Source organism: Citrobacter portucalensis (genome assembly GCF_002042885.1).
Classification (GTDB): Bacteria; Pseudomonadota; Gammaproteobacteria; order Enterobacterales; family Enterobacteriaceae; genus Citrobacter; species Citrobacter portucalensis.
On the sequence record NZ_MVFY01000001.1, the window covers coordinates 60,162 to 80,281 of the forward strand.

A 20,120-nucleotide genomic window follows, 5' to 3' on the forward strand; every position below is an offset into this window, starting at 1 on the left:
GCCTGATAAGCAACGCGGTACGTCGTTAAGCCGCCAGTAATCTATCCAGTGCTTTCTGCGCCACAACCAAATGCTGTCCCCCGAACAGAATTGCCCGATTCAGTAGCGTATAGAGCTGGTAGATTGGCTGCCTGTCGAGAAAGTCCAGCGGCAGTGGCGAGACAGACTGGTAACCGTCATAAATTTGCGGCGGCTGATCGGTATGTAACGGCAGCATTGCCAGGTCACACTCTCTGTCCCCCCAGTAGCAGGCAGGGTCAAAGATGTACGGACCGTTAGGACCGAGGGCGCAGTTCCCGGACCACAAATCACCGTGCAGGAGAGACGGCTGCGGCTGATGAGAAGAGAGACGTTGCTGAACGTGTTCGACGATGGCGTCAATATTGCCAAACGCTATGCCTTTTTCAGCGGCGAGTTCCAGCTGCCAGCCTATACGCTGCTCGGCGAAAAAGGTTGACCAGCGACGTTGCCAGGTATTTGGCTGCGGCGTGGTAGAGAGCGCGTTATCGAAGTCGAGACCAAACTGAGGCTGGTCGCTCCATTCGTGCAAATGCGCAAGCTGTTGACCGAGGATAAACGCGTTATGCGCATCAAGCGGACGGGGAGGGAGGAAATCCATCACCAGAAAGCTGTAATCTCTGTCTGCGCCTACTGCCCAGACTTTCGGTACAGATACAGTTTGACTGCGGGAAAGTAGCTCCAGCTGATCGGCTTCTGCCGTAAAGCCGGTTAACAGCTCTCTTTCATCGCATTTGACGAAAAAATCTCGCCCCGCATAGCGTAAATGCCATGCGGCGTGGATCTCTCCGCCGGGCAGTTCATTACGCAGTTCGATTTCGCCTTCACCTAATTGCTCGCTTAAAAGACGACTGATAGCCTGCCACATGATGTCTCTCCCCATGTTGTCTGCCAGATCATAAGGTTAGCGCAAGAATGCGGTTAAAAAACACGAACTGACGCACACCACGGACGCGTCATCGCTGGAAAGGCACTTAATGTTTGTCGTTCTTCTTCACCCCGTACCGTTGTGGAGACGTCTGACTGCACATGATTCACTTCTTTGTAATCACGTGATTTTTTAGCATAGACGTATAACCCCCATGCCGACAGTTTTACCGGAACATCCCCCTTCTGTTAAAAGGGGGACGGTGCCATTACTGCGCAAGGTATGCATATATTTTTTGCGTATCGTCCAAAGCGCACAGACGCGTACCCTGATTCAGGGTTGCTGCGCTACCGGCGGCGACACCGTAACGGACAATATCCTCAAAAGGCGCGTTCTCTGCCAGTTTAAGCGTCATGGCTCCGACCATACTGTCGCCCGCGCCTACGGTACTTTGACTTTTCACCGGTGGCGGAACCACCTGAACGCAGGTATCGCGATCTACACCCAGCGCCCCTTGCGGCCCAAGCGATACCACAACGCGGTGCGCTTTTCCGCTTTGCACGATTTCCTGCGCGGCCTTGCGCACATCATCGGGTTGAGTGAGTTCGCGGTTTACCAGCGCACTCAGTTCTTTGAGGTTGGGTTTGACCAGTTCGATATTGCCGATGGCTAACGCCGCCGTCAGTGCTTCGCCTGAACTGTCGACAATACAGCGGATCCCCTGTTTTTGTGCGGTGGTAATGAGTCGGGTCAACTTCTCAAGCTGTACGCCGGGCGGCAAACTGCCGCTGATGACCAGCAGCGCACCAGACTCAATTTCCAGCACCTGATCCTGAAGTTGGTAGAACTCGTCATCGGTCAGCGCAGCGCCTGGCATGACAAAACGATATTGTTCGCCGCTGGACTCCACGTGGACATGAAGATTTTGTCGGGTCCAGTCTTTGGCTTCGACGGTAGATACGGGAACATTTTCGTCGGCGAGCAATGCAACAAGATGCTCTCCGGTTGCTCCCCCCGCGGGGAAAATCGCTGTTGCGGTTCCGCCAAGATGGGCAATTGCGCGAGCGACGTTGATACCGCCGCCGCCGGGTTCAAAAACCGGCGAGGTACAACGAAGCTTACCTTCCGGGTAAATTTGCGGGGTGATTGTTGCGCTATCGAGAGAGGGCGCAAGTGTTAACGTATAGATACGTACCATCTTTACCTCCTGTTAGGCTGAACTCAGTCTGGCACTTAACCTCCCGAAAGTGAAGTAATTAACAACATGATTTTTCATATCTTTATTTAAAATTATCGTCATAAAGATATATAAATAAAATAAAGGTTTAGGAACGCTCTTATTCAAAAAATGAAATAAGAATTTATTGCTATGTTATTCGAGTCTTTTTATAATTTGTTACCTTTCAAGGGTCTTTTGTCATTGATCCATATGAAAGTTTCCGAGACCGTAATGGTCTCTTTTTTTGTTGTACGGACTCTTAATAAATGAAGCTTTTGAAGACAGTGCCCGCAGCATTACTGCTGACGGGAGGCCTGCTTGCGTCAATGCATGCTGTAGCCGATGATTCCGTTTTTACTGTCATGGATGACCCTTCCAGCGCGAAAAAACCCTTTGAAGGTAACCTGAACGCGGGATATCTCGCCCAGTCAGGCAACACAAAAAGTTCTTCTTTAACCGCAGATACCACCATGACCTGGTACGGCCAAACGACGGCATGGTCTCTGTGGGGAAATGCCAGCAATACCTCCTCAAATGATGAGCGTTCATCGGAGAAATATGCCGTAGGTGGCCGTAGTCGTTACAACATGACCGACTATGACTATCTCTTTGGACAGGCAAGCTGGTTGACCGACCGCTACAACGGCTACCGCGAGCGTGACGTGCTGACAGCGGGTTATGGTCGTCAGTTCCTCAACGGACCTGTGCACAGCTTCCGTTTCGAATTCGGTCCTGGCGTGCGCTATGACGAGCACACGGATGGCACCACCGAAACACAGCCGTTGGGCTATGCGTCCGGGGCTTATGCATGGCAGATGACGGACAACACCAAGTTTACTCAGGGTGTGTCGGTATTCGGCGCTGACGATACCACGCTCAACTCTGAAACTGCCCTGAACGTTGCCATCAACGAGCACTTTGGGTTAAAGGTGGCTTACAACGTGACCTGGAACTCTGAACCGCCGGCAACAGCGCCGGAGCATACCGATCGCCGCACGACAGTTTCCCTCGGCTATCGGATGTAACGACAAGCCGGGTCAAATAAATGACCTGGCTTTTCTAAATTAAAGTTAAGTTTATTTAATATTTAATTTGCGTTTTATTTTTTTATCTGTTCATAACGCGCTATTTTCAGACAAATTCGATTAATCGATAAATAAACGAAAGCGGAACAGTGGGTGAGCGTCATTTAGCCCCAGATCATCGCAGCCCAGCGCAGCATCAACATGGCCGCACAAATAACGAGCAGAATCACAACCATCTTCCAGTGTTTCTTCGCAAAGCGATTTGTGGGCATTGTTTTTTTCCTGCTCAGGTTAGATGACTTTGTGCAAGTGTAACAAAGACGGTTGGGTGTCAGTGAATTGATTTACATCATAGAGCGCGCGTTGATTGTTGCTTTGATCGACCCGTAATGCCGTGTACACTGTCAAACGGTGTTATCAAAAAGCGGGTGTAGGTCCAGTGTGGTCTTTAAGGCAACCAGTGACATATTTCGCAGAGTGAAGCGGGAATCAGCCCACACCTTTTTGATAATTTTAAATATTGAATCTTTGTATGTGATCTTACGTGTGGGTCACCACTGCAAATAAGGATATAACATGCCTGTTATTACTCTTCCTGATGGCAGCCAACGCCATTATGACCACGCTGTAAGCCCCATGGATGTTGCGCTGGACATCGGTCCAGGTCTGGCGAAAGCCACTATTGCTGGCCGTGTTGACGGTGAGCTGGTAGATGCTTCCGATCTGATTGAGCATGATGCGAAGCTCTCCATCATCACCGCGAAGGATGAAGAAGGTCTGGAGATCATTCGTCACTCCTGTGCGCACCTGTTAGGGCACGCGATCAAACAACTCTGGCCGCACACCAAAATGGCGATCGGACCGGTTGTTGATAACGGTTTTTACTACGATATCGATCTTGACCGTACGTTAACCCAGGAAGACGTCGACGCGCTCGAGAAGCGGATGCACGAGCTCGCTGAGAAAAACTACGATGTCATTAAGAAGAAAGTCAGCTGGTACGAAGCGCGTGAAACCTTCGTGAAGCGTGGCGAGACCTATAAAGTCTCCATTCTTGATGAAAACATTGCCCATGATGACAAGCCTGGCTTGTACCATCATGAAGAATATGTCGATATGTGCCGTGGCCCGCACGTGCCGAACATGCGTTTCTGCCATCACTTCAAACTGATGAAGACCGCAGGGGCATACTGGCGTGGCGACAGCAATAACAAGATGCTGCAGCGTATTTATGGTACTGCATGGGCAGATAAAAAAGCCCTGAATGCCTACCTGCAACGTCTGGAAGAAGCGGCCAAACGCGATCACCGTAAAATCGGTAAACAGCTTGACCTGTATCATATGCAGGAAGAAGCACCGGGTATGGTGTTCTGGCACAACGATGGCTGGACTATCTTCCGTGAACTGGAAGTATTCGTTCGTTCAAAACTGAAAGAATACCAGTATCAGGAAGTGAAAGGTCCGTTCATGATGGACCGCGTGCTGTGGGAAAAAACAGGTCACTGGGATAACTACAAAGATGCAATGTTCACCACCTCTTCTGAGAACCGTGAATACTGCATTAAGCCAATGAACTGCCCAGGCCACGTGCAGATCTTTAATCAGGGTCTGAAATCCTATCGCGATCTGCCGCTGCGTATGGCTGAGTTTGGTAGCTGCCACCGTAATGAACCGTCAGGTGCGCTGCATGGCCTGATGCGTGTTCGTGGCTTCACTCAAGATGATGCACATATCTTCTGTACTGAAGAGCAGATTCGTGATGAAGTTAACGCGTGCATTCGTATGGTCTACGATATGTACAGCACCTTTGGCTTCGAGAAAATCGTCGTCAAACTGTCCACTCGCCCCGAAAAACGTATCGGTAGCGATGAAATGTGGGACCGTGCTGAAGCTGACCTGGCCGTTGCGCTGGAAGAAAACAACATCCCGTTTGAGTTCCAACTGGGTGAGGGCGCGTTCTACGGTCCGAAAATTGAATTTACCCTGTATGACTGCCTCGATCGTGCATGGCAGTGCGGTACTGTACAGCTGGACTTCTCCCTGCCGTCCCGTTTAAGCGCCTCTTACGTTGGCGAAAACAACGAGCGTCAGGTTCCGGTTATGATTCACCGTGCAATTCTTGGGTCGATGGAACGTTTCATCGGTATCCTGACCGAAGAGTTCGCTGGCTTCTTCCCGACCTGGCTCGCGCCGGTTCAGGTTGTGGTCATGAACATCACCGATTCTCAGTCTGAATACGTTAACGAATTAACGCAGAAACTACAAAATGCGGGTATTCGTGTAAAAGCAGACTTGAGAAATGAGAAGATTGGCTTTAAAATCCGCGAGCACACTTTACGTCGTGTCCCTTACATGTTGGTCTGTGGCGACAAAGAGGTAGAAGCAGGCAAAGTTGCCGTGCGCACCCGTCGTGGCAAAGACTTGGGCAGCCTGGACGTAAATGAAGTGATTGAGAAGCTGCAACAAGAGATTCGCAGCCGCAGTCTTCAACAACTGGAGGAATAAGGTATTAAAGGCGGAAAACGAGTTCAAACGGCACGTCCGAATCGTATCAATGGCGAGATTCGCGCCCTGGAAGTTCGCTTAACAGGTCTGGAAGGCGAAGCTTTGGGTATTGTGAGTCTGAGAGAAGCGATCGAAAAAGCTGAAGAAGCTGGAGTAGATTTAGTTGAAATCAGCCCTAACGCCGAACCGCCAGTTTGTCGTATTATGGACTACGGCAAGTTCCTTTATGAAAAGAGTAAGTCTTCTAAGGAACAGAAGAAAAAGCAAAAAGTTATCCAGGTTAAGGAAATTAAATTCCGTCCTGGCACCGACGATGGCGATTACCAGGTAAAACTCCGCAGCCTGGTACGCTTTCTGGAAGATGGCGATAAGGCTAAGATCACGCTGCGTTTTCGCGGTCGTGAGATGGCCCACCAACAGATTGGTATGGAAGTGCTCAACCGCGTCCGTGACGATCTGAGTGAACTGGCAGTAGTCGAATCCTTCCCTACGAAGATCGAAGGCCGCCAGATGATCATGGTGCTCGCTCCTAAGAAGAAACAGTAAGGCCTTCAAGTAGCAATGTCTGTGGAGCCCACGGGTTCCACAGCCGTTGTTCGCCTACGTTTCGTTTATTAACAATGCGAAGTGGAAGTTATTAAAATGCCAAAAATTAAGACCGTACGCGGTGCTGCTAAGCGTTTCAAAAAAACCGGTGGTGGTGGATTTAAGCGTAAGCACGCAAACCTGCGTCATATTCTGACCAAAAAATCTACTAAGCGTAAACGTCACCTGCGTCCAAAAGGCCTCGTGTCTAAAGGCGATCTGGGTCTGGTTATCGCGTGCCTGCCGTACGCATAAGCCGTTAACGTTTAATTCATTTTTTTACTAAGAATATAGATACAGGAGAGCACATATGGCTCGCGTAAAACGTGGTGTAGTTGCCCGTGCACGTCACAAGAAAATTTTGAAACAAGCTAAAGGCTACTACGGTGCGCGTTCTCGCGTATACCGCGTTGCCTTCCAGGCTGTTATCAAAGCTGGTCAGTACGCTTATCGTGACCGTCGTCAGAAAAAGCGTCAGTTCCGTCAACTGTGGATTGCGCGTATCAACGCAGCAGCACGTCAGAACGGTATTTCTTACAGCAAATTCATCAACGGCCTGAAAAAAGCCTCTGTTGAAATCGACCGTAAGATCCTGGCTGACATCGCAGTATTCGACAAAGTAGCGTTCACCGCTCTGGTCGAAAAAGCGAAAGCAGCTCTGGCATAAGCCGGTGAAAAGAGGGAGCCTGGCTCCCTCTCTTTTATTTGTAGTGCAATCAATTAGTTGACAATTTATCCGTAAGCCTTTTCAATAAAGGTTGTCCGGTTTTTACCACACAAGGTAACGCAAGCATGAATGCTGCTATTTTCCGCTTCTTCTTTTACTTTAGCACCTGAACTCAGGAGGCTTGCGCGTGAAAGAAGAAACGGAAAACAGCGCCTAAAAGCCTCCCTGGTGGAGGCTTTTTTTATACGCGTCATCCTTCAAGTTGTCTCTGTATTGGCTGCATTCGCTCTTTGGCCGCGTTGATACAACTTGAATGATTTTGCGTATATACGAGCGACTAGTGAATATCGCAACATAACGAGGAAAACCATGTCACATCTCGCAGAGCTGGTTGCCAGTGCAACGGCCGCCATTAACCAGGCTTCAGATGTTGCCGCGTTAGACAATGTCCGCGTCGAATATTTGGGCAAGAAAGGGCACTTGACCCTTCAGATGACAACCCTGCGCGAACTGCCGCCAGAAGAGCGCCCGGCAGCAGGTGCGGTGATTAACGAAGCCAAAGAGCAGGTACAGCAAGCGCTGAACGCGCGTAAGGCCGAATTAGAAAGTGCTGCGCTGAATGCTCGTCTGGCTGAAGAAACGATCGATATCTCCCTTCCTGGGCGTCGTATCGAAAACGGCGGTCTGCATCCTGTAACGCGTACAATCGACAGGATTGAAAGTTTCTTCGGTGAGCTGGGCTTTACCGTGGCGACTGGTCCGGAAATCGAAGATGACTATCATAACTTCGATGCGCTCAACATTCCTGGCCATCACCCGGCGCGCGCTGACCACGACACTTTCTGGTTTGACGCGACGCGTCTGCTGCGCACACAGACTTCCGGCGTGCAGATCCGTACCATGAAAGAAAAACAGCCGCCGATCCGTATTATCGCCCCGGGCCGCGTATATCGTAACGATTACGATCAGACTCACACCCCAATGTTCCACCAGATGGAAGGGCTGATTGTTGATACCAACATCAATTTCACCAACCTGAAAGGCACACTGCACGATTTCCTGCGCAACTTCTTTGAAGAAGACCTGCAGGTTCGTTTCCGTCCTTCCTACTTCCCGTTCACTGAACCATCTGCGGAAGTTGACGTGATGGGCAAAAACGGCAAATGGCTGGAAGTGCTGGGCTGCGGGATGGTTCACCCGAACGTGTTGCGTAATGTTGGCATCGATCCGGAAATCTATTCCGGCTTTGCATTCGGTATGGGTATGGAGCGTCTTACTATGTTGCGTTACGGCGTTACCGATCTGCGTTCTTTCTTCGAAAACGATCTGCGTTTCCTCAAACAGTTTAAATAAAGGCAGGATAAAACAATGAAATTCAGTGAACTGTGGTTACGCGAATGGGTAAATCCGGCGATTGATAGCGATGCGCTGTCAAACCAAATCACGATGGCGGGTCTTGAAGTTGACGGTGTGGAACCTGTTTCCGGCGCGTTCAATGGCGTTGTGGTAGGTGAAGTGGTTGAATGCGGCCAACACCCTAACGCTGACAAACTGCGCGTCACCAAAGTGAATGTAGGCGGCGACCGCCTGCTGGATATCGTCTGCGGCGCGCCAAACTGCCGTCAGGGGTTGAAAGTGGCTGTGGCAACCGTTGGTGCCGTTCTGCCGGGCGATTTCAAAATTAAAGCCGCGAAACTGCGCGGTGAACCATCTGAAGGCATGCTGTGCTCGTTCTCCGAGCTGGGTATTTCCGACGATCATAACGGGATTATCGAACTGCCTGCCGATGCGCCAATTGGCACCGATATCCGTGAATACCTGAAGCTTGACGACAACACCATCGAAATCAGCGTCACGCCGAACCGCGCCGACTGCTTAGGCATCATCGGTGTAGCGCGTGATGTTGCTGTACTGAACAAAGCCCCGCTGGTTGAACCGGAAATCGCGCCAGTAGCCGCGACCATTAGCGACGTCCTGCCGATTCAGGTCGAAGCCGTGGAAGCCTGCCCACGCTATCTGGGCCGCGTGGTGAAAGGCATCAATGTTAAAGCGCCGACCCCTCTGTGGATGAAAGAAAAACTGCGCCGTTGCGGTATTCGTTCTATCGATGCCGTGGTTGACGTGACTAACTATGTGCTGCTCGAACTGGGTCAGCCGATGCACGCATTCGACAAAGACCGCATTGAAGGCGGAATTGTTGTCCGTATGGCAAAAGAGGGTGAGACCCTGGTATTGCTGGACGGCAGCGAAGCGAAGCTGAATGCAGATACGCTGGTGATTGCGGACCACAACAAAGCGCTGGCGATGGGCGGCATCTTTGGTGGCGAACATTCCGGTGTGAACGATGAAACACAAAACGTCCTGCTGGAATGTGCATTCTTCAGCCCGCTGTCTATTACCGGTCGCGCGCGCCGTCACGGTCTGCACACCGATGCATCTCACCGCTATGAACGTGGTGTCGATCCTGCGCTGCAACATAAGGCCATGGAACGTGCAACGCGCCTGCTGATTGATATCTGCGGCGGTGAAGCGGGCCCAGTCATTGATGTGACGAACGAAGCCACGCTGCCAAAACGCGCAACCATTACGCTTCGTCGTAGCAAACTGGATCGTCTGATCGGACACCATATTGCCGATGAGCAGGTGAGCGACATTCTGCGTCGTCTGGGTTGTGACGTGACGGAAGGGCAGGATGAGTGGAAAGCGGTCGCGCCGAGCTGGCGTTTCGATATGGAAATCGAAGAAGACCTGGTCGAAGAAGTCGCCCGCGTATACGGGTATGACAATATCCCGAACACGCCGATTCAGGCGGGTCTTATCATGGGTACGCATCGTGAAGCGGATTTGTCGCTGAAACGTGTAAAAACCATGCTGAATGACAAAGGCTACCAGGAAGTCATTACCTATAGCTTCGTCGACCCGAAAGTCCAGTCGCTGCTGCATCCGGGTGAAGAAGCGCTGCTGCTGCCAAGCCCAATCTCTATTGATATGTCGGCAATGCGTTTGTCCCTGTGGACCGGCTTGCTGTCTACGGTAGTGTATAACCAGAACCGTCAGCAGAACCGCGTACGTATTTTTGAAACGGGTTTACGTTTCGTGCCAGATACGCAGGCCAACCTCGGGATCCGTCAGGATCTGATGCTGGCTGGCGTGATCTGCGGTAACCGTCATGATGAACACTGGAATCTGGCAAAAGAGACCGTTGATTTCTATGATCTGAAAGGCGATCTGGAAGCAGTTCTCGACCTGACCGGAAAACTGGGGGACATTCAGTTCAAAGCTGAAGCGAATCCAGCACTGCATCCGGGTCAGTCTGCGGCGATTTATCTGAAAGGTGAACGTATTGGTTTCATTGGGGTTGTTCATCCTGAACTGGAACGTAAACTGGATCTGAACGGTCGCACTCTGGTGTTTGAACTGGAGTGGAATAAGCTCGCAGACCGCGTGGTGCCTCAGGCGCGTGAAGTTTCTCGCTTCCCAGCGAACCGTCGCGATATCGCAGTCGTTGTGGCAGAAAACGTTCCCGCTGCGGATATTTTATCCGAGTGTAAGAAAGTTGGCGTAAATCAGGTAGTTGGCGTAAACTTATTTGACGTGTACCGCGGTAAGGGTGTTGCGGAGGGCTATAAGAGCCTCGCTATCAGCCTGATCCTTCAGGATACCAGCCGTACACTTGAAGAAGAGGAGATTGCCGCTACCGTCGCCAAATGTGTAGAGGCATTAAAAGAGCGATTCCAGGCATCATTGAGGGATTGAACCTATGGCGCTTACAAAAGCTGAAATGTCAGAATATCTGTTTGATAAGCTTGGGCTTAGCAAGCGGGATGCCAAAGAACTGGTCGAGCTGTTTTTCGAAGAGATCCGTCGTGCTCTGGAAAATGGTGAGCAGGTAAAACTCTCTGGTTTTGGTAACTTCGATCTGCGTGATAAGAATCAACGTCCGGGCCGTAACCCGAAAACGGGCGAAGATATTCCCATTACAGCACGGCGCGTGGTGACCTTCAGACCCGGACAGAAGTTAAAAAGCCGGGTTGAAAACGCAACGCCCAAAGAAGAGTGATTTAACGATACGCAGAGTATGACGCGTATAACTAAAAAGGCCGCTATGCGGCCTTTTTCCTTTTCACTACCGAATCAGCACCGTAGAATCACCTCCATCTCTTTTCAGCAGAATGGAAAACATGCTGACTTTCGCCCATCAACAGCAGCGTCGAAACGTACGCTGGATACTGTCACTGTCAGTACTTATGCTACTGGCAACGATTCTAAGCTTGTGCTCAGGAGAACAATGGATCGCTCCCGGCGACTGGTTCAGCGCCCGCGGCGATCTGTTCGTCTGGCAAATTCGACTTCCCCGTACCCTTGCCGTTTTGCTGGTAGGCGCTGCATTGGCCTTATCTGGCGCAGTGATGCAAGCTCTGTTTGAAAACCCGCTCGCAGAGCCTGGATTACTGGGCGTATCTAACGGCGCGGGAGTCGGGCTTATCGCGGCGGTTCTGCTGGGGCAGGGGCAACTCCCCGGCTGGGCGTTGGGCCTTTGCGCCATTGCCGGAGCGCTGATTATCACGCTTATTCTGCTACGTTTCGCTCGTCGACATCTGTCTACCAGCCGCCTGCTGCTGGCGGGGGTGGCGCTGGGGATAATCTGTAGCGCGCTGATGACATGGGCTATCTACTTCTCTACCTCGTTTGATTTACGTCAGCTGATGTACTGGATGATGGGGGGCTTCGGTGGCGTAGACTGGCATCAGGCTTGGCTCATGGTGGCGTTGATTCCGGTGCTGGTGTGGATCTGCTGTCAGTCGCAGCCGATGAATATGCTGGCGTTAGGAGAGACTTCTGCGCGTCAGCTAGGACTGCCATTATGGTTCTGGCGCAACCTGCTGGTGGTTGCCACAGGCTGGATGGTTGGCGTGAGCGTGGCTCTGGCAGGGGCGATTGGTTTTATTGGGCTTGTGATCCCGCATATTTTGCGACTGTGCGGCCTCACCGATCACCGTGTTTTACTGCCAGGTTGTGCGTTGGCTGGCGCAATCGCATTATTGTTTGCTGATGTTGTCGCGCGTTTGGTGCTGGCCTCGGCTGAATTACCTATCGGCGTGGTAACGGCCACCATGGGCGCACCGGTATTTATCTGGCTATTGTTAAAAGCCGCGCGCTAGAACGCGTTGGTTCGGTCTATGATTAAAAACTGAAAATCCACCTGTTGTTCTGGAGATGCTATGCAAAACACTATCCTCGATACAGAAGTGACGACCATTGACGGCGAGGTTACCTCACTGCAGCCGTATTCCGGGAATGTGCTGTTAATCGTCAACGTTGCTTCAAAATGTGGACTGACGCCGCAGTACGAGCAACTGGAAAATCTGCAGAAAGCCTGGCACCAACAGGGCTTCAGCGTTCTTGGTTTCCCTTGCAATCAGTTTCTGGGCCAGGAGCCGGGCAGCGAAGAGGAAATAAAAACGTACTGCAGTACCACATGGGGCGTAACTTTCCCGATGTTCAGCAAAATTGACGTCAACGGCGAGGGACGCCATCCGCTGTATCAGAAGCTGATTGATGCCGCGCCAACGGCCGTTGCGCCTGCGGATAGTGGGTTCTACGAGCGAATGGCGAGCAAAGGTCGTGCGCCGCTCTACCCGGACGATATCCTGTGGAATTTCGAGAAGTTTTTAGTGGGTCGCGATGGAAAAGTGCTGCAACGATTCTCACCGGATATGACGCCTGAGGATCCCATCCTGGTGCAAACCATCAAGCAGGCGCTGGCAAACTAATGTCTCGATTGATGCAGCTACAGGACGTCGCGGAATCGACCCGTCTCGGCCCGCTTTCTGGTGAGATCAAAGCAGGAGAGATCCTGCATTTAGTGGGACCAAACGGTGCCGGAAAAAGTACGCTGTTGGCGCGTATGGCGGGTCTGACAAACGGAGAGGGTAGTATCACTTTTGGTGATATGCCGTTGGAGGAATGGCCTGCCGCCAGGCTGGCGCAATATCGCGCCTATCTTGCGCAACAGCAAAATCCGCCGTTTGCCATGCCGGTCTGGCATTTTCTGACGCTGCATCAACCCGACAAAGCACGCACCGATCTGTTACAGGAGGTCGCCGATGCGCTCGGCCTGGGAGATAAACTGGGGCGCGGCGTGAACCAACTCTCCGGCGGTGAGTGGCAGCGTGTGCGCCTGGCTGCGGTTATCCTGCAGATTTGCCCACAAGCGAATCCATTAGGTCAGCTTTTACTGCTGGATGAGCCGATGAACAGTCTGGACGTCGCGCAACAAAACGCACTGGACCGCTTGTTGAGTCAGCTGTGTTTGCAGGGCATAGCGATTGTGATGAGTAGCCACGACCTTAATCACACCTTACGCCATGCGCATAAAGCCTGGCTACTCAAACGCGGGAAACTGCTTGCCAGTGGTTCACGAGATGCGGTACTGACGCCGGCCAATCTGTCTGCGGCCTATGGCGTCAACTTCCGACGTTTGGATATTGAAGGGCACAGAATGCTCATATCAACCACTTAAGTGAAATGGGTTCTTGAAAATCATATAATTTCCACGCTAAATTGGCATAAAAATAAAATTCAGAGGATTCGTACTGAATGCGCTTTTGGCTCCTTTTCATCACAGCATTGTTTTTGGCGGGCTGCAGCAGCCATCGTGCGCCTGCGCCAAATGCCCGCTTGTCGGATTCTATTGCCGTTATCGCCGGTCTTAATGATCAGCTACAAACCTGGCATGGCACACCCTATCGTTATGGCGGTATGAGTCGTAGTGGGGTGGATTGTTCTGGATTTGTTTTGATGACGATGCGCGATAAATTCGACCTGCAACTTCCGCGCGATACGCGTACGCAATCAAAGATTGGTACCGAAATTGATAAAGACGATTTGCTGCCCGGCGATCTGGTTTTCTTTAAAACCGGGTCTGGGGAAAGCGGTCTGCATGTTGGTATTTACGATACCAATAATCAATTTATTCATGCTTCAACCAGCCGTGGCGTGATGCGCTCGTCTCTGGATAACGTTTACTGGCGTAAAAACTTTTGGCAGGCGCGACGTATTTAATCCCCCGCAACTCCGAGGCTGCCATCGAGTGCGCAGCCTCAACATCACCATTTGAAAGTTAACTTTTATTTCTGCTTTTGGTTAGACAATACCCCTGAACATTAAGAGCGTATCTTGCTAAAAATATGATTTATTCCGAGATATTAAAAAGTGCAAAGCTGGATATTCGCTTATAATCAGGATAAGCTAAAAAAAAGGATTCGATTTACCGGCTAAAAAGGGAAAAATGAAAGGGCCTCTACTTGCATCAGCAGTAACGTATTTCTCCATCCTTTGCTACAGGATGCCGGATAACACCCATGCAGCGGGGCTGGCACGATGATTGTTTCACTGGATAATCTTTACCATTCTGAGTTCTCTTTTCTTCCTGCGAGAAGCGAAAAAGGCGATCTTGAATTCGTCGATATCATCACCAGTTTCGCCAGTGCGCATGGGGATGTGCGTATACCCACCGAGCTGGTCCTACCTCGGATGTCAGACGACGAACAATGTCGTTTATTTGTAGAAAAACTAGAATTAATCGAAACGTGCCAACATTTTTTTATTCAGCGAAAAGTATCCGCCTGGATTAATTTAACGCCAGCAGTTGCTAATACTTTATTATCAGATACTGAATTTGCTTCACAAGTTGAACGATTTTCATTTCTGGAGCTGACTATTAATGAAAGCTATCCGGAGTTAAACAAAGGTAAAGATAATCCAATATTGGCCGCACTTGCTGCGCGATTTCCATTAGTCCTGACAAACTATGGTTCTGGCGGTATATCAACCCGGGCAATTTTTGACGGCCTGTTCAAACGCGTCGTGCTGGATAAAAACTTTGTTCAACAAAGGATTGCACATATTTCGTTTGAACCGTTTATGCGGGCTATTCTGGCGCAACTATCGCCCAGCTGTGAGTCAATAATCATTAGCGGAATTGATACACAAGAGATGCTGGAGCGCGTCTTGCCTGTGGGATTTAGTGCCATGCAGGGAGGGTTGTGGCCTGCGGTGCCTCCTGCGCAGATAATTTCGCTCGCTAAGATATAACCCTTTTATTTGCTGGTGTTTAACAGCCTATTAACAGTCTACACTAGAGGCAGGAGGCCCTATGACCCTGTCTTTTACCACTCGCTGGCGTGATGAACTACCAGCAACCTATACCGCGCTTTCACCCACCCCTCTGAAAAACGCGCGCCTTATCTGGCATAACGATGCGCTGGCGGAGCAATTAGCAATTCCTGCGGCGCTATTTGATATTCCGACTGGTGCAGGCGTTTGGGGCGGCGAATCGTTGCTTCCCGGGATGTCGCCTTTAGCCCAGGTTTATAGTGGGCATCAGTTCGGCGTCTGGGCTGGTCAGCTTGGCGACGGACGAGGGATCCTGCTGGGAGAACAACAGCTCGCGGATGGTTCAACGTTTGACTGGCACCTGAAAGGCGCCGGACTCACACCGTATTCCCGCATGGGTGATGGGCGTGCCGTGCTGCGCTCGACCATTCGTGAAAGCCTGGCCAGTGAAGCGATGTACTACCTGGGAATACCGACCACGCGGGCATTGTCGATTGTCACCAGTGACACGCCGGTTTATCGCGAAACGGTCGAAGCAGGGGCGATGCTCATTCGCGTGGCGCAAAGCCATATGCGGTTTGGCCATTTTGAGCATTTTTACTATCGCCGAGAGCCGGAAAAAGTGCGCGAGTTGGCTGACTTTGCGATTCGCCATTACTGGCCGCAATGGCAGGAAGAAGCCGATAAGTATCAGCTGTGGTTTAACGATGTTGTCACGCGTACTGCGACGTTAATCGCTGACTGGCAGGCGGTAGGATTTGCACATGGTGTTATGAACACGGACAACATGTCGATTCTGGGTCTGACGATGGATTACGGTCCATTCGGTTTTCTTGATGATTACGTGCCTGATTATATCTGCAACCACTCTGACAACCAGGGGCGATACAGTTTCGATAACCAACCGGCTGCCGCGTTGTGGAACCTGCAACGTCTGGCGCAAACCCTGTCGCCGTTTATCCAGGTCGAGGCGCTAAATGATGCGCTGGACGGTTACCAACTGGCGCTGTTAACTCGCTATGGTCAGCGGATGCGGCAAAAGCTCGGCTTCTTTAGCGAGCAGAAAGACGATAACGAACTGCTTAGCGAACTGTTTAGCCTGATGGCGCGAGAAAGAAGCGACTATACGCGAACGTTTCGCATGCTCAGCGAAACGGAGCAGCACAGTGCGCAATCTCCGTTGCGCGATGAGTTTATCGACCGCGCAGCATTTGACGACTGGTTCACGCGGTATCGCTCGCGCCTTCAGCAAGACAATATTGCCGATGCAGTCAGACAAACACAGATGAAGGCGGTAAATCCGGCGATGGTATTACGTAACTGGCTGGCGCAACGGGCGATTAGCCAGGCAGAGCAGGGGGATTACGCCGAGCTGCATCGGTTGCACCAGGCGTTGCGTACCCCGTTTATCGATCGTGATGATGACTATGCCAGCCGTCCACCTGACTGGGGCAAACGGCTGGAAGTGAGTTGTTCAAGCTAAGGGGCCAGAAATACCTGCGGGGAGGCGTTGGCCGGATGCTGGCCAACGTGTACCTGAGCACCGTACCAGCGCTTCAGATCATCGGCCTGTAACACAGTTTCCGGTGTTCCCTGCGACACCAGCCTGCCGTTGTGCAGCAGCACTATTCTGTCTGCCCACAGTGCGGCGAGGTTCAGATCGTGAAGCACAATGCACACATGCAGCTCACCCGAAGCGGTTAGCGTTTTTAGCATGCGCAACAGATGCTGCTGGTGGTAAAGATCCAGCGCGGAGGTCGGTTCATCAAGGAATAACCAACCGCGAGGCGCACCGTCGTACCAGAGTTGCGCCAGCGCACGGGCTAACTGCACTCGCTGTTGCTCGCCGCCGGAAAGCGCGGCGTATTGCCGGCCTGCCAGAGGCGTACATCCGGTCATCTCCATTACCTGTGCAATAAGCCCAGGTTCCGGTCGTTGGGTCCAGGGCGCGCGACCCATCGCGATGACGGCCTCTACCGGCCAGTCAAATCCAAGTTGCGTTTGCTGACGCATTACCGCCCGGTGTCGCGACAGCATTTGGGTAGGCCACTCCTCCAGCGGTTTGCCCGCCAGCACGCAGCGCCCGGTAGCCGGTTTCAGAAAACCGGTCAGCAAGCGTAGCAGAGTGGATTTCCCCGCACCGTTTGGGCCGATGAGCGCCACCAGTTCACCTTTTGTAAGGGCGAGTGATACGTCGTCGATCACCGCTCTGCCAGCTACGTGATAGTGAAGCCCTTCAGCGATGAAATGTTCAGCCATGCGGTCCTCGCTGACGAAAAATAAGCCATAAAAACCACGGTGCGCCGAGAAGACTGGTCAACAGACCGACCGGCATCTCCGCAGGCGCAACCGCCGTACGGGCCAGTGTGTCTGCAATCAGCAATAAAAACGCGCCCGCCAGCACGGAACCCGGAATAACGGCCCGATGGTCTGAGCCGAGCCACATACGTATTAAATGTGGGATGACCAACCCGATAAAGCCAATCACGCCGCTTACCGCCACGGCTGAGGCAACCAGTAGTGCGCTACAAAGCAGCAAAATACGCTGGATTGTACGCACATCAACGCCGAGATAATGCGCCTCTTCCTCACCCAGTTGCAGAAGATTCAGCGCCGGAGCAAGTCGCCAGATGATCAGCACTGTCGGGATTGTCAGTGAAGTGACAGCCAACAGTGTGGACCACTGCGCGGCCCCCAGACTTCCCATTCCCCATAGCGACAGCTGGCGCAGTTGCGCATCATTACTGACCCACGACAAAACGCCAACCGCCGCCCCACAGAGCGCGTTAATGGCAATGCCGACCAGCAGCAGGCGTGAGAGTGAACCGCCGCGCTGTTGGCTAAGGATAAAAATCACTACGGTTGCCGCCAGCGCGCCGAAAAAAGCGGCCAGCATTGGAGCATACAACATCAGCAGCGCGGGCAAGGAGACAGGCAGCACCACCCACAGGGCCACAGCGCAGGCGGCGCCGCTGCTTATTCCCAGTAATCCAGGGTCTGCAAGTGGATTGCGAAACAGCCCCTGCATCACGCAGCCCGCGAGCGCCAGAGAGCCGCCAATCACCAGCGCCAGCAGGACGCGGGGCAGACGAATCGTGAGCCAGATTTGACGCAGTGCCTCATCGCCATCACGCCAGAGCAGACTTACCGGCAGGCGCAACGCGCCAAAACCGGTAGCCAGAACCGTCATTACAACCAGCATCAATGCCAACATCCACAATGAACAGGTGATCCGCCGGGACATCAGGGCAATTGCTCCGCTTTAGCACGAAGCTGCAAAATAGCCTGTGGCGTGCGAACGCTGAAGCCCAACAGCGCCATATCGTCAACCTGCAATACCTGTTTATTCCTTCCGGCAGGTGTTTGCGCAAGTCCCGGTAGCGCCCACAGATTTGCCTCGCCACCCATCGCCTTAACACCTTCTTGTGAAATCACTACCAGATCGGGCTGGCTGGCAATGACGCCTTCTTGTGACAGCGGCTGATAGCGATTAACGCCCTGCATCGCGTTGCGTAGACCTGCGGCACGAATCGCCGCATCGGCTCCGGTTTGCTGGCCCGCCGCCATCGCGGTCATCCCGCCATGATTGAGAATAAACAGCACACGTTTATTAAGTTCAGATGACGGGAGCGTCGCCAGTTCCTGACGTAACGTTGCGCGCAGCGTTTCGCCGTCGGCCTCCCGATGAGTAGCCTCGGCGATAACCCGAACTTTTTCATCAATCGCGTTAAGATCGTTGCTTGCTGGGATCGTGACAACCCTGACGTTGCTCTGCTCGAGCTGTTTTAACACCAGAGAAGGCTGCGCCTGCGCGCTGGCAAGGACCAGCGTAGGGCGTGTGGCAAGGATCCCTTCGGCGTTGAGCTGGCGCAAATAACCAACATCAGGTAACGCGGTTGCCGCAGCAGGCCATTGGCTGGTGCTGTCTCTCGCCACAAGGGAGGGTTGTGCTCCCAGTGCGTATACGATCTCGGTGACATCGCCACCGAGGGCAACAACTCGTTCCTCGGGCGCAGCCAGTGCGGCGAAGGGCAGCAGCACGATCAGGGCCAGCAGTTTTTTCATGCGGCCAGTCCTTTCGGCGTTAGCGCGTCAATCTGTGTGCGCCATTGCGTCTGTTCCGGCTCGCCTTCCGTACGTTGACCATACAGTTGTGCGATTTGCGTACCGTCGGCAGCAAACAGTTCCAGACTGGTGACGTGACCATCGGCGGTCGGTTTGCGCGTCACCCACGTTTCAGTCACGCTCTCTTCCAGCAGATGTAGGGTAAAGGTTGGGTTGAAGATGTTTAGCCAGCCTTTCATCGGTACCAGTTTTTCAATCACGCCGGTAAAAATCTGTACACAGCCGCGATTACCCACAAAAACCATAATTTCGTTGCCATCCTGACGCGCGGTGTCGAGTAACTGCGCCAGTGCACTATTAGAAACCTTACAGGCCAGATCGTCGCCCACCAGATTAAACGCCTGTTGGCGGGTGAGTTCATGGCGTTTCAGCAGACCGAAGAACTGGTGGACATCGGTCATCGCTCGCCACTCTTGATCAACGGTCTGCGCATCGACCGTGACGGCGGCAGGCGCGGAATTGTTGGCGGGTTGCAGTGCCAGCGGCGGGTTTTCTGCAAAGATGAAACGGGTCAGCAACGCTGCCCATTCCTCAACGAGGGTATTTTGCGTGGTATAGACCTTCAGCAGCGCATCTCCCTGATGGTCGAAGAACTGAATGCTCTGACGCTCACCATGGGCGGTTGTTTCGCTGATATGAAAGGTACTGGCCCACTGATTCAGGAACAGACGCAGATCGAGGGCGCGCGGATTGAGAACCAGTCCGGCATGACCGTTGAGGTGCTGATTGGTAAAAGCACCCACCTGCTCATGTACTGCGTATTCATTGCGGCAAATACATTTGGTTTCGCCAACTGCTTCCAGTGCGCTGAGAATTTCACGCACTTCGCCACGTAAGCGCCAGGCATCGTGACCGACGCGTGCAAAGGTCAGTTCGGCTTCGCTAATATTCATCAACCCCGCAATATCACGTGCGTATTTGCCAGGATTTTCTTTCTTCAGTTCCAGCCAGCGTGTGTAATGATTCATTGTCTCTTCCTTCCAGATTGCG

Annotated in this window: 22 protein-coding genes and 1 other annotated feature; of the genes, 15 read left to right on the top strand and 7 right to left on the bottom strand. The window is 52.2% G+C overall.

The genetic code is table 11. The annotated features are described in order from the left end of the window. Nucleotides 1-25: 25 nt before the first annotated feature. Complete coding sequence (locus BZK40_RS00335) at nucleotides 26-886, bottom strand: fructosamine kinase family protein (RefSeq protein ID WP_003030598.1); 861 nt, start codon at nucleotides 884-886, stop codon at nucleotides 26-28. Between the two features lie 268 nt (nucleotides 887-1,154). After that, the gene (gene pfkB / locus BZK40_RS00340; protein ID WP_079933929.1) at nucleotides 1,155-2,084 is read right to left on the bottom strand and encodes a 6-phosphofructokinase II; all 930 of its coding nucleotides are present in this window, start codon (nucleotides 2,082-2,084) and stop codon (nucleotides 1,155-1,157) included. Nucleotides 2,085-2,371: 287 nt separating this feature from the next. On the opposite strand from pfkB, the gene BZK40_RS00345 reads away from it, so the two are divergent. Next, nucleotides 2,372-3,130, top strand: coding sequence for a DUF481 domain-containing protein (locus tag BZK40_RS00345; protein ID WP_003832568.1), 759 nt, complete (start codon nucleotides 2,372-2,374; stop codon nucleotides 3,128-3,130). A gap of 164 nt (nucleotides 3,131-3,294) precedes the next feature. Here BZK40_RS00345 and yniD read toward each other — a convergent pair whose 3' ends face one another. Then, nucleotides 3,295-3,402 (bottom strand): small membrane protein YniD, encoded by a 108-nt coding sequence (yniD, locus tag BZK40_RS24105; protein ID WP_003030590.1) that lies wholly within the window; start codon nucleotides 3,400-3,402, stop codon nucleotides 3,295-3,297. Between the two features lie 304 nt (nucleotides 3,403-3,706). On the opposite strand from yniD, the gene thrS reads away from it, so the two are divergent. From thrS to selO, 14 genes are all read left to right on the top strand, one after another. Further along, nucleotides 3,707-5,635 carry a threonine--tRNA ligase gene (gene thrS / locus BZK40_RS00350; protein WP_003832572.1) on the top strand — a complete coding sequence of 643 codons (1,929 nt, stop codon included), beginning with the start codon at nucleotides 3,707-3,709 and terminating at the stop codon, nucleotides 5,633-5,635. A gap of 3 nt (nucleotides 5,636-5,638) precedes the next feature. Beyond that, a complete protein-coding gene (gene infC, locus BZK40_RS00355; protein ID WP_048997935.1) occupies nucleotides 5,639-6,181 on the top strand; it encodes a translation initiation factor IF-3 in 543 nt (180 codons plus the stop codon). A 96-nt stretch (nucleotides 6,182-6,277) separates the two neighbouring features. Then, on the top strand, nucleotides 6,278-6,475 hold the full coding sequence (gene rpmI, locus BZK40_RS00360; protein ID WP_003030583.1) for a 50S ribosomal protein L35: 198 nt from the start codon (nucleotides 6,278-6,280) through the stop codon (nucleotides 6,473-6,475). A 55-nt stretch (nucleotides 6,476-6,530) separates the two neighbouring features. Further along, on the top strand, nucleotides 6,531-6,887 hold the full coding sequence (rplT, locus tag BZK40_RS00365) for a 50S ribosomal protein L20 (protein ID WP_003030578.1): 357 nt from the start codon (nucleotides 6,531-6,533) through the stop codon (nucleotides 6,885-6,887). A gap of 120 nt (nucleotides 6,888-7,007) precedes the next feature. Continuing rightward, nucleotides 7,008-7,132: a sequence feature (Phe leader region), on the top strand. Then, nucleotides 7,013-7,057 carry a pheST operon leader peptide PheM gene (gene pheM / locus BZK40_RS24590; protein WP_001386830.1) on the top strand — a complete coding sequence of 15 codons (45 nt, stop codon included), beginning with the start codon at nucleotides 7,013-7,015 and terminating at the stop codon, nucleotides 7,055-7,057. It overlaps the preceding feature by 45 nt. Before the next feature lie 124 nt (nucleotides 7,133-7,256). Next, a complete protein-coding gene (gene pheS, locus BZK40_RS00375) occupies nucleotides 7,257-8,240 on the top strand; it encodes a phenylalanine--tRNA ligase subunit alpha (RefSeq protein WP_003832580.1) in 984 nt (327 codons plus the stop codon). 15 nt (nucleotides 8,241-8,255) lie between these two features. Further along, on the top strand, nucleotides 8,256-10,643 hold the full coding sequence (pheT, locus tag BZK40_RS00380; protein ID WP_079933930.1) for a phenylalanine--tRNA ligase subunit beta: 2,388 nt from the start codon (nucleotides 8,256-8,258) through the stop codon (nucleotides 10,641-10,643). A gap of 4 nt (nucleotides 10,644-10,647) precedes the next feature. Next, nucleotides 10,648-10,947 carry an integration host factor subunit alpha gene (gene ihfA, locus BZK40_RS00385; RefSeq protein ID WP_003030571.1) on the top strand — a complete coding sequence of 100 codons (300 nt, stop codon included), beginning with the start codon at nucleotides 10,648-10,650 and terminating at the stop codon, nucleotides 10,945-10,947. A 121-nt stretch (nucleotides 10,948-11,068) separates the two neighbouring features. Continuing rightward, nucleotides 11,069-12,049 carry a vitamin B12 ABC transporter permease BtuC gene (btuC, locus tag BZK40_RS00390; RefSeq protein ID WP_079933931.1) on the top strand — a complete coding sequence of 327 codons (981 nt, stop codon included), beginning with the start codon at nucleotides 11,069-11,071 and terminating at the stop codon, nucleotides 12,047-12,049. Between the two features lie 60 nt (nucleotides 12,050-12,109). Then, nucleotides 12,110-12,661, top strand: coding sequence for a glutathione peroxidase (locus tag BZK40_RS00395; RefSeq protein ID WP_003832585.1), 552 nt, complete (start codon nucleotides 12,110-12,112; stop codon nucleotides 12,659-12,661). Further along, nucleotides 12,661-13,410, top strand: coding sequence for a vitamin B12 ABC transporter ATP-binding protein BtuD (gene btuD / locus BZK40_RS00400; RefSeq protein WP_003030567.1), 750 nt, complete (start codon nucleotides 12,661-12,663; stop codon nucleotides 13,408-13,410). Before BZK40_RS00395 ends, btuD begins: the two co-directional genes overlap by 1 nt. A gap of 77 nt (nucleotides 13,411-13,487) precedes the next feature. Continuing rightward, complete coding sequence (locus BZK40_RS00405) at nucleotides 13,488-13,952, top strand: NlpC/P60 family protein (protein ID WP_003832591.1); 465 nt, start codon at nucleotides 13,488-13,490, stop codon at nucleotides 13,950-13,952. 318 nt (nucleotides 13,953-14,270) lie between these two features. Beyond that, nucleotides 14,271-14,984, top strand: coding sequence for an EAL domain-containing protein (locus BZK40_RS00410; protein ID WP_048235505.1), 714 nt, complete (start codon nucleotides 14,271-14,273; stop codon nucleotides 14,982-14,984). A gap of 61 nt (nucleotides 14,985-15,045) precedes the next feature. After that, nucleotides 15,046-16,488, top strand: coding sequence for a protein adenylyltransferase SelO (gene selO / locus BZK40_RS00415; protein ID WP_079933932.1), 1,443 nt, complete (start codon nucleotides 15,046-15,048; stop codon nucleotides 16,486-16,488). Here selO and BZK40_RS00420 read toward each other — a convergent pair. From BZK40_RS00420 to chuS, 4 genes are read right to left on the bottom strand one after another with little or no spacing between them, the layout of a single operon-like run. Further along, on the bottom strand, nucleotides 16,485-17,264 hold the full coding sequence (locus BZK40_RS00420; protein ID WP_008784582.1) for a heme ABC transporter ATP-binding protein: 780 nt from the start codon (nucleotides 17,262-17,264) through the stop codon (nucleotides 16,485-16,487). The two genes, selO and BZK40_RS00420, sit on opposite strands and share 4 nt — an antisense overlap. Next, complete coding sequence (locus BZK40_RS00425) at nucleotides 17,257-18,249, bottom strand: FecCD family ABC transporter permease (protein WP_079933933.1); 993 nt, start codon at nucleotides 18,247-18,249, stop codon at nucleotides 17,257-17,259. Before BZK40_RS00425 ends, BZK40_RS00420 begins: the two co-directional genes overlap by 8 nt. After that, the gene (locus BZK40_RS00430; RefSeq protein WP_048235502.1) at nucleotides 18,249-19,070 is read right to left on the bottom strand and encodes a heme/hemin ABC transporter substrate-binding protein; all 822 of its coding nucleotides are present in this window, start codon (nucleotides 19,068-19,070) and stop codon (nucleotides 18,249-18,251) included. Before BZK40_RS00430 ends, BZK40_RS00425 begins: the two co-directional genes overlap by 1 nt. Beyond that, entirely contained in the window at nucleotides 19,067-20,098 is a 1,032-nt protein-coding gene (gene chuS / locus BZK40_RS00435; RefSeq protein ID WP_071446891.1) for a hematinate-forming heme oxygenase ChuS, read from the bottom strand. The genes BZK40_RS00430 and chuS overlap by 4 nt, the downstream gene beginning before the upstream one ends. Nucleotides 20,099-20,120: the final 22 nt, after the last annotated feature.

Bases quoted from the DNA above. Each gene is read 5' to 3' on its own strand.
- thrS (WP_003832572.1), top strand. From the start codon at position 3,707: ATGCCTGTTATTACTCTTCCTGATGGCAGCCAACGCCATTATGACCAC.
- BZK40_RS00425 (WP_079933933.1), bottom strand. From the start codon at position 18,249: ATGTCCCGGCGGATCACCTGTTCATTGTGGATGTTGGCATTGATGCTG.
- BZK40_RS00410 (WP_048235505.1), top strand. From the start codon at position 14,271: ATGATTGTTTCACTGGATAATCTTTACCATTCTGAGTTCTCTTTTCTT.
- btuD (WP_003030567.1), top strand. From the start codon at position 12,661: ATGTCTCGATTGATGCAGCTACAGGACGTCGCGGAATCGACCCGTCTC.
- selO (WP_079933932.1), top strand. From the start codon at position 15,046: ATGACCCTGTCTTTTACCACTCGCTGGCGTGATGAACTACCAGCAACC.
- BZK40_RS00420 (WP_008784582.1), bottom strand. From the start codon at position 17,264: ATGGCTGAACATTTCATCGCTGAAGGGCTTCACTATCACGTAGCTGGC.
- pheT (WP_079933930.1), top strand. From the start codon at position 8,256: ATGAAATTCAGTGAACTGTGGTTACGCGAATGGGTAAATCCGGCGATT.
- ihfA (WP_003030571.1), top strand. From the start codon at position 10,648: ATGGCGCTTACAAAAGCTGAAATGTCAGAATATCTGTTTGATAAGCTT.
- pheS (WP_003832580.1), top strand. From the start codon at position 7,257: ATGTCACATCTCGCAGAGCTGGTTGCCAGTGCAACGGCCGCCATTAAC.
- BZK40_RS00335 (WP_003030598.1), bottom strand. From the start codon at position 886: ATGTGGCAGGCTATCAGTCGTCTTTTAAGCGAGCAATTAGGTGAAGGC.
- BZK40_RS00430 (WP_048235502.1), bottom strand. From the start codon at position 19,070: ATGAAAAAACTGCTGGCCCTGATCGTGCTGCTGCCCTTCGCCGCACTG.
- BZK40_RS00345 (WP_003832568.1), top strand. From the start codon at position 2,372: ATGAAGCTTTTGAAGACAGTGCCCGCAGCATTACTGCTGACGGGAGGC.
- rplT (WP_003030578.1), top strand. From the start codon at position 6,531: ATGGCTCGCGTAAAACGTGGTGTAGTTGCCCGTGCACGTCACAAGAAA.
- chuS (WP_071446891.1), bottom strand. From the start codon at position 20,098: ATGAATCATTACACACGCTGGCTGGAACTGAAGAAAGAAAATCCTGGC.
- btuC (WP_079933931.1), top strand. From the start codon at position 11,069: ATGCTGACTTTCGCCCATCAACAGCAGCGTCGAAACGTACGCTGGATA.
- BZK40_RS00395 (WP_003832585.1), top strand. From the start codon at position 12,110: ATGCAAAACACTATCCTCGATACAGAAGTGACGACCATTGACGGCGAG.
- BZK40_RS00405 (WP_003832591.1), top strand. From the start codon at position 13,488: ATGCGCTTTTGGCTCCTTTTCATCACAGCATTGTTTTTGGCGGGCTGC.
- pfkB (WP_079933929.1), bottom strand. From the start codon at position 2,084: ATGGTACGTATCTATACGTTAACACTTGCGCCCTCTCTCGATAGCGCA.
- yniD (WP_003030590.1), bottom strand. From the start codon at position 3,402: ATGCCCACAAATCGCTTTGCGAAGAAACACTGGAAGATGGTTGTGATT.
- rpmI (WP_003030583.1), top strand. From the start codon at position 6,278: ATGCCAAAAATTAAGACCGTACGCGGTGCTGCTAAGCGTTTCAAAAAA.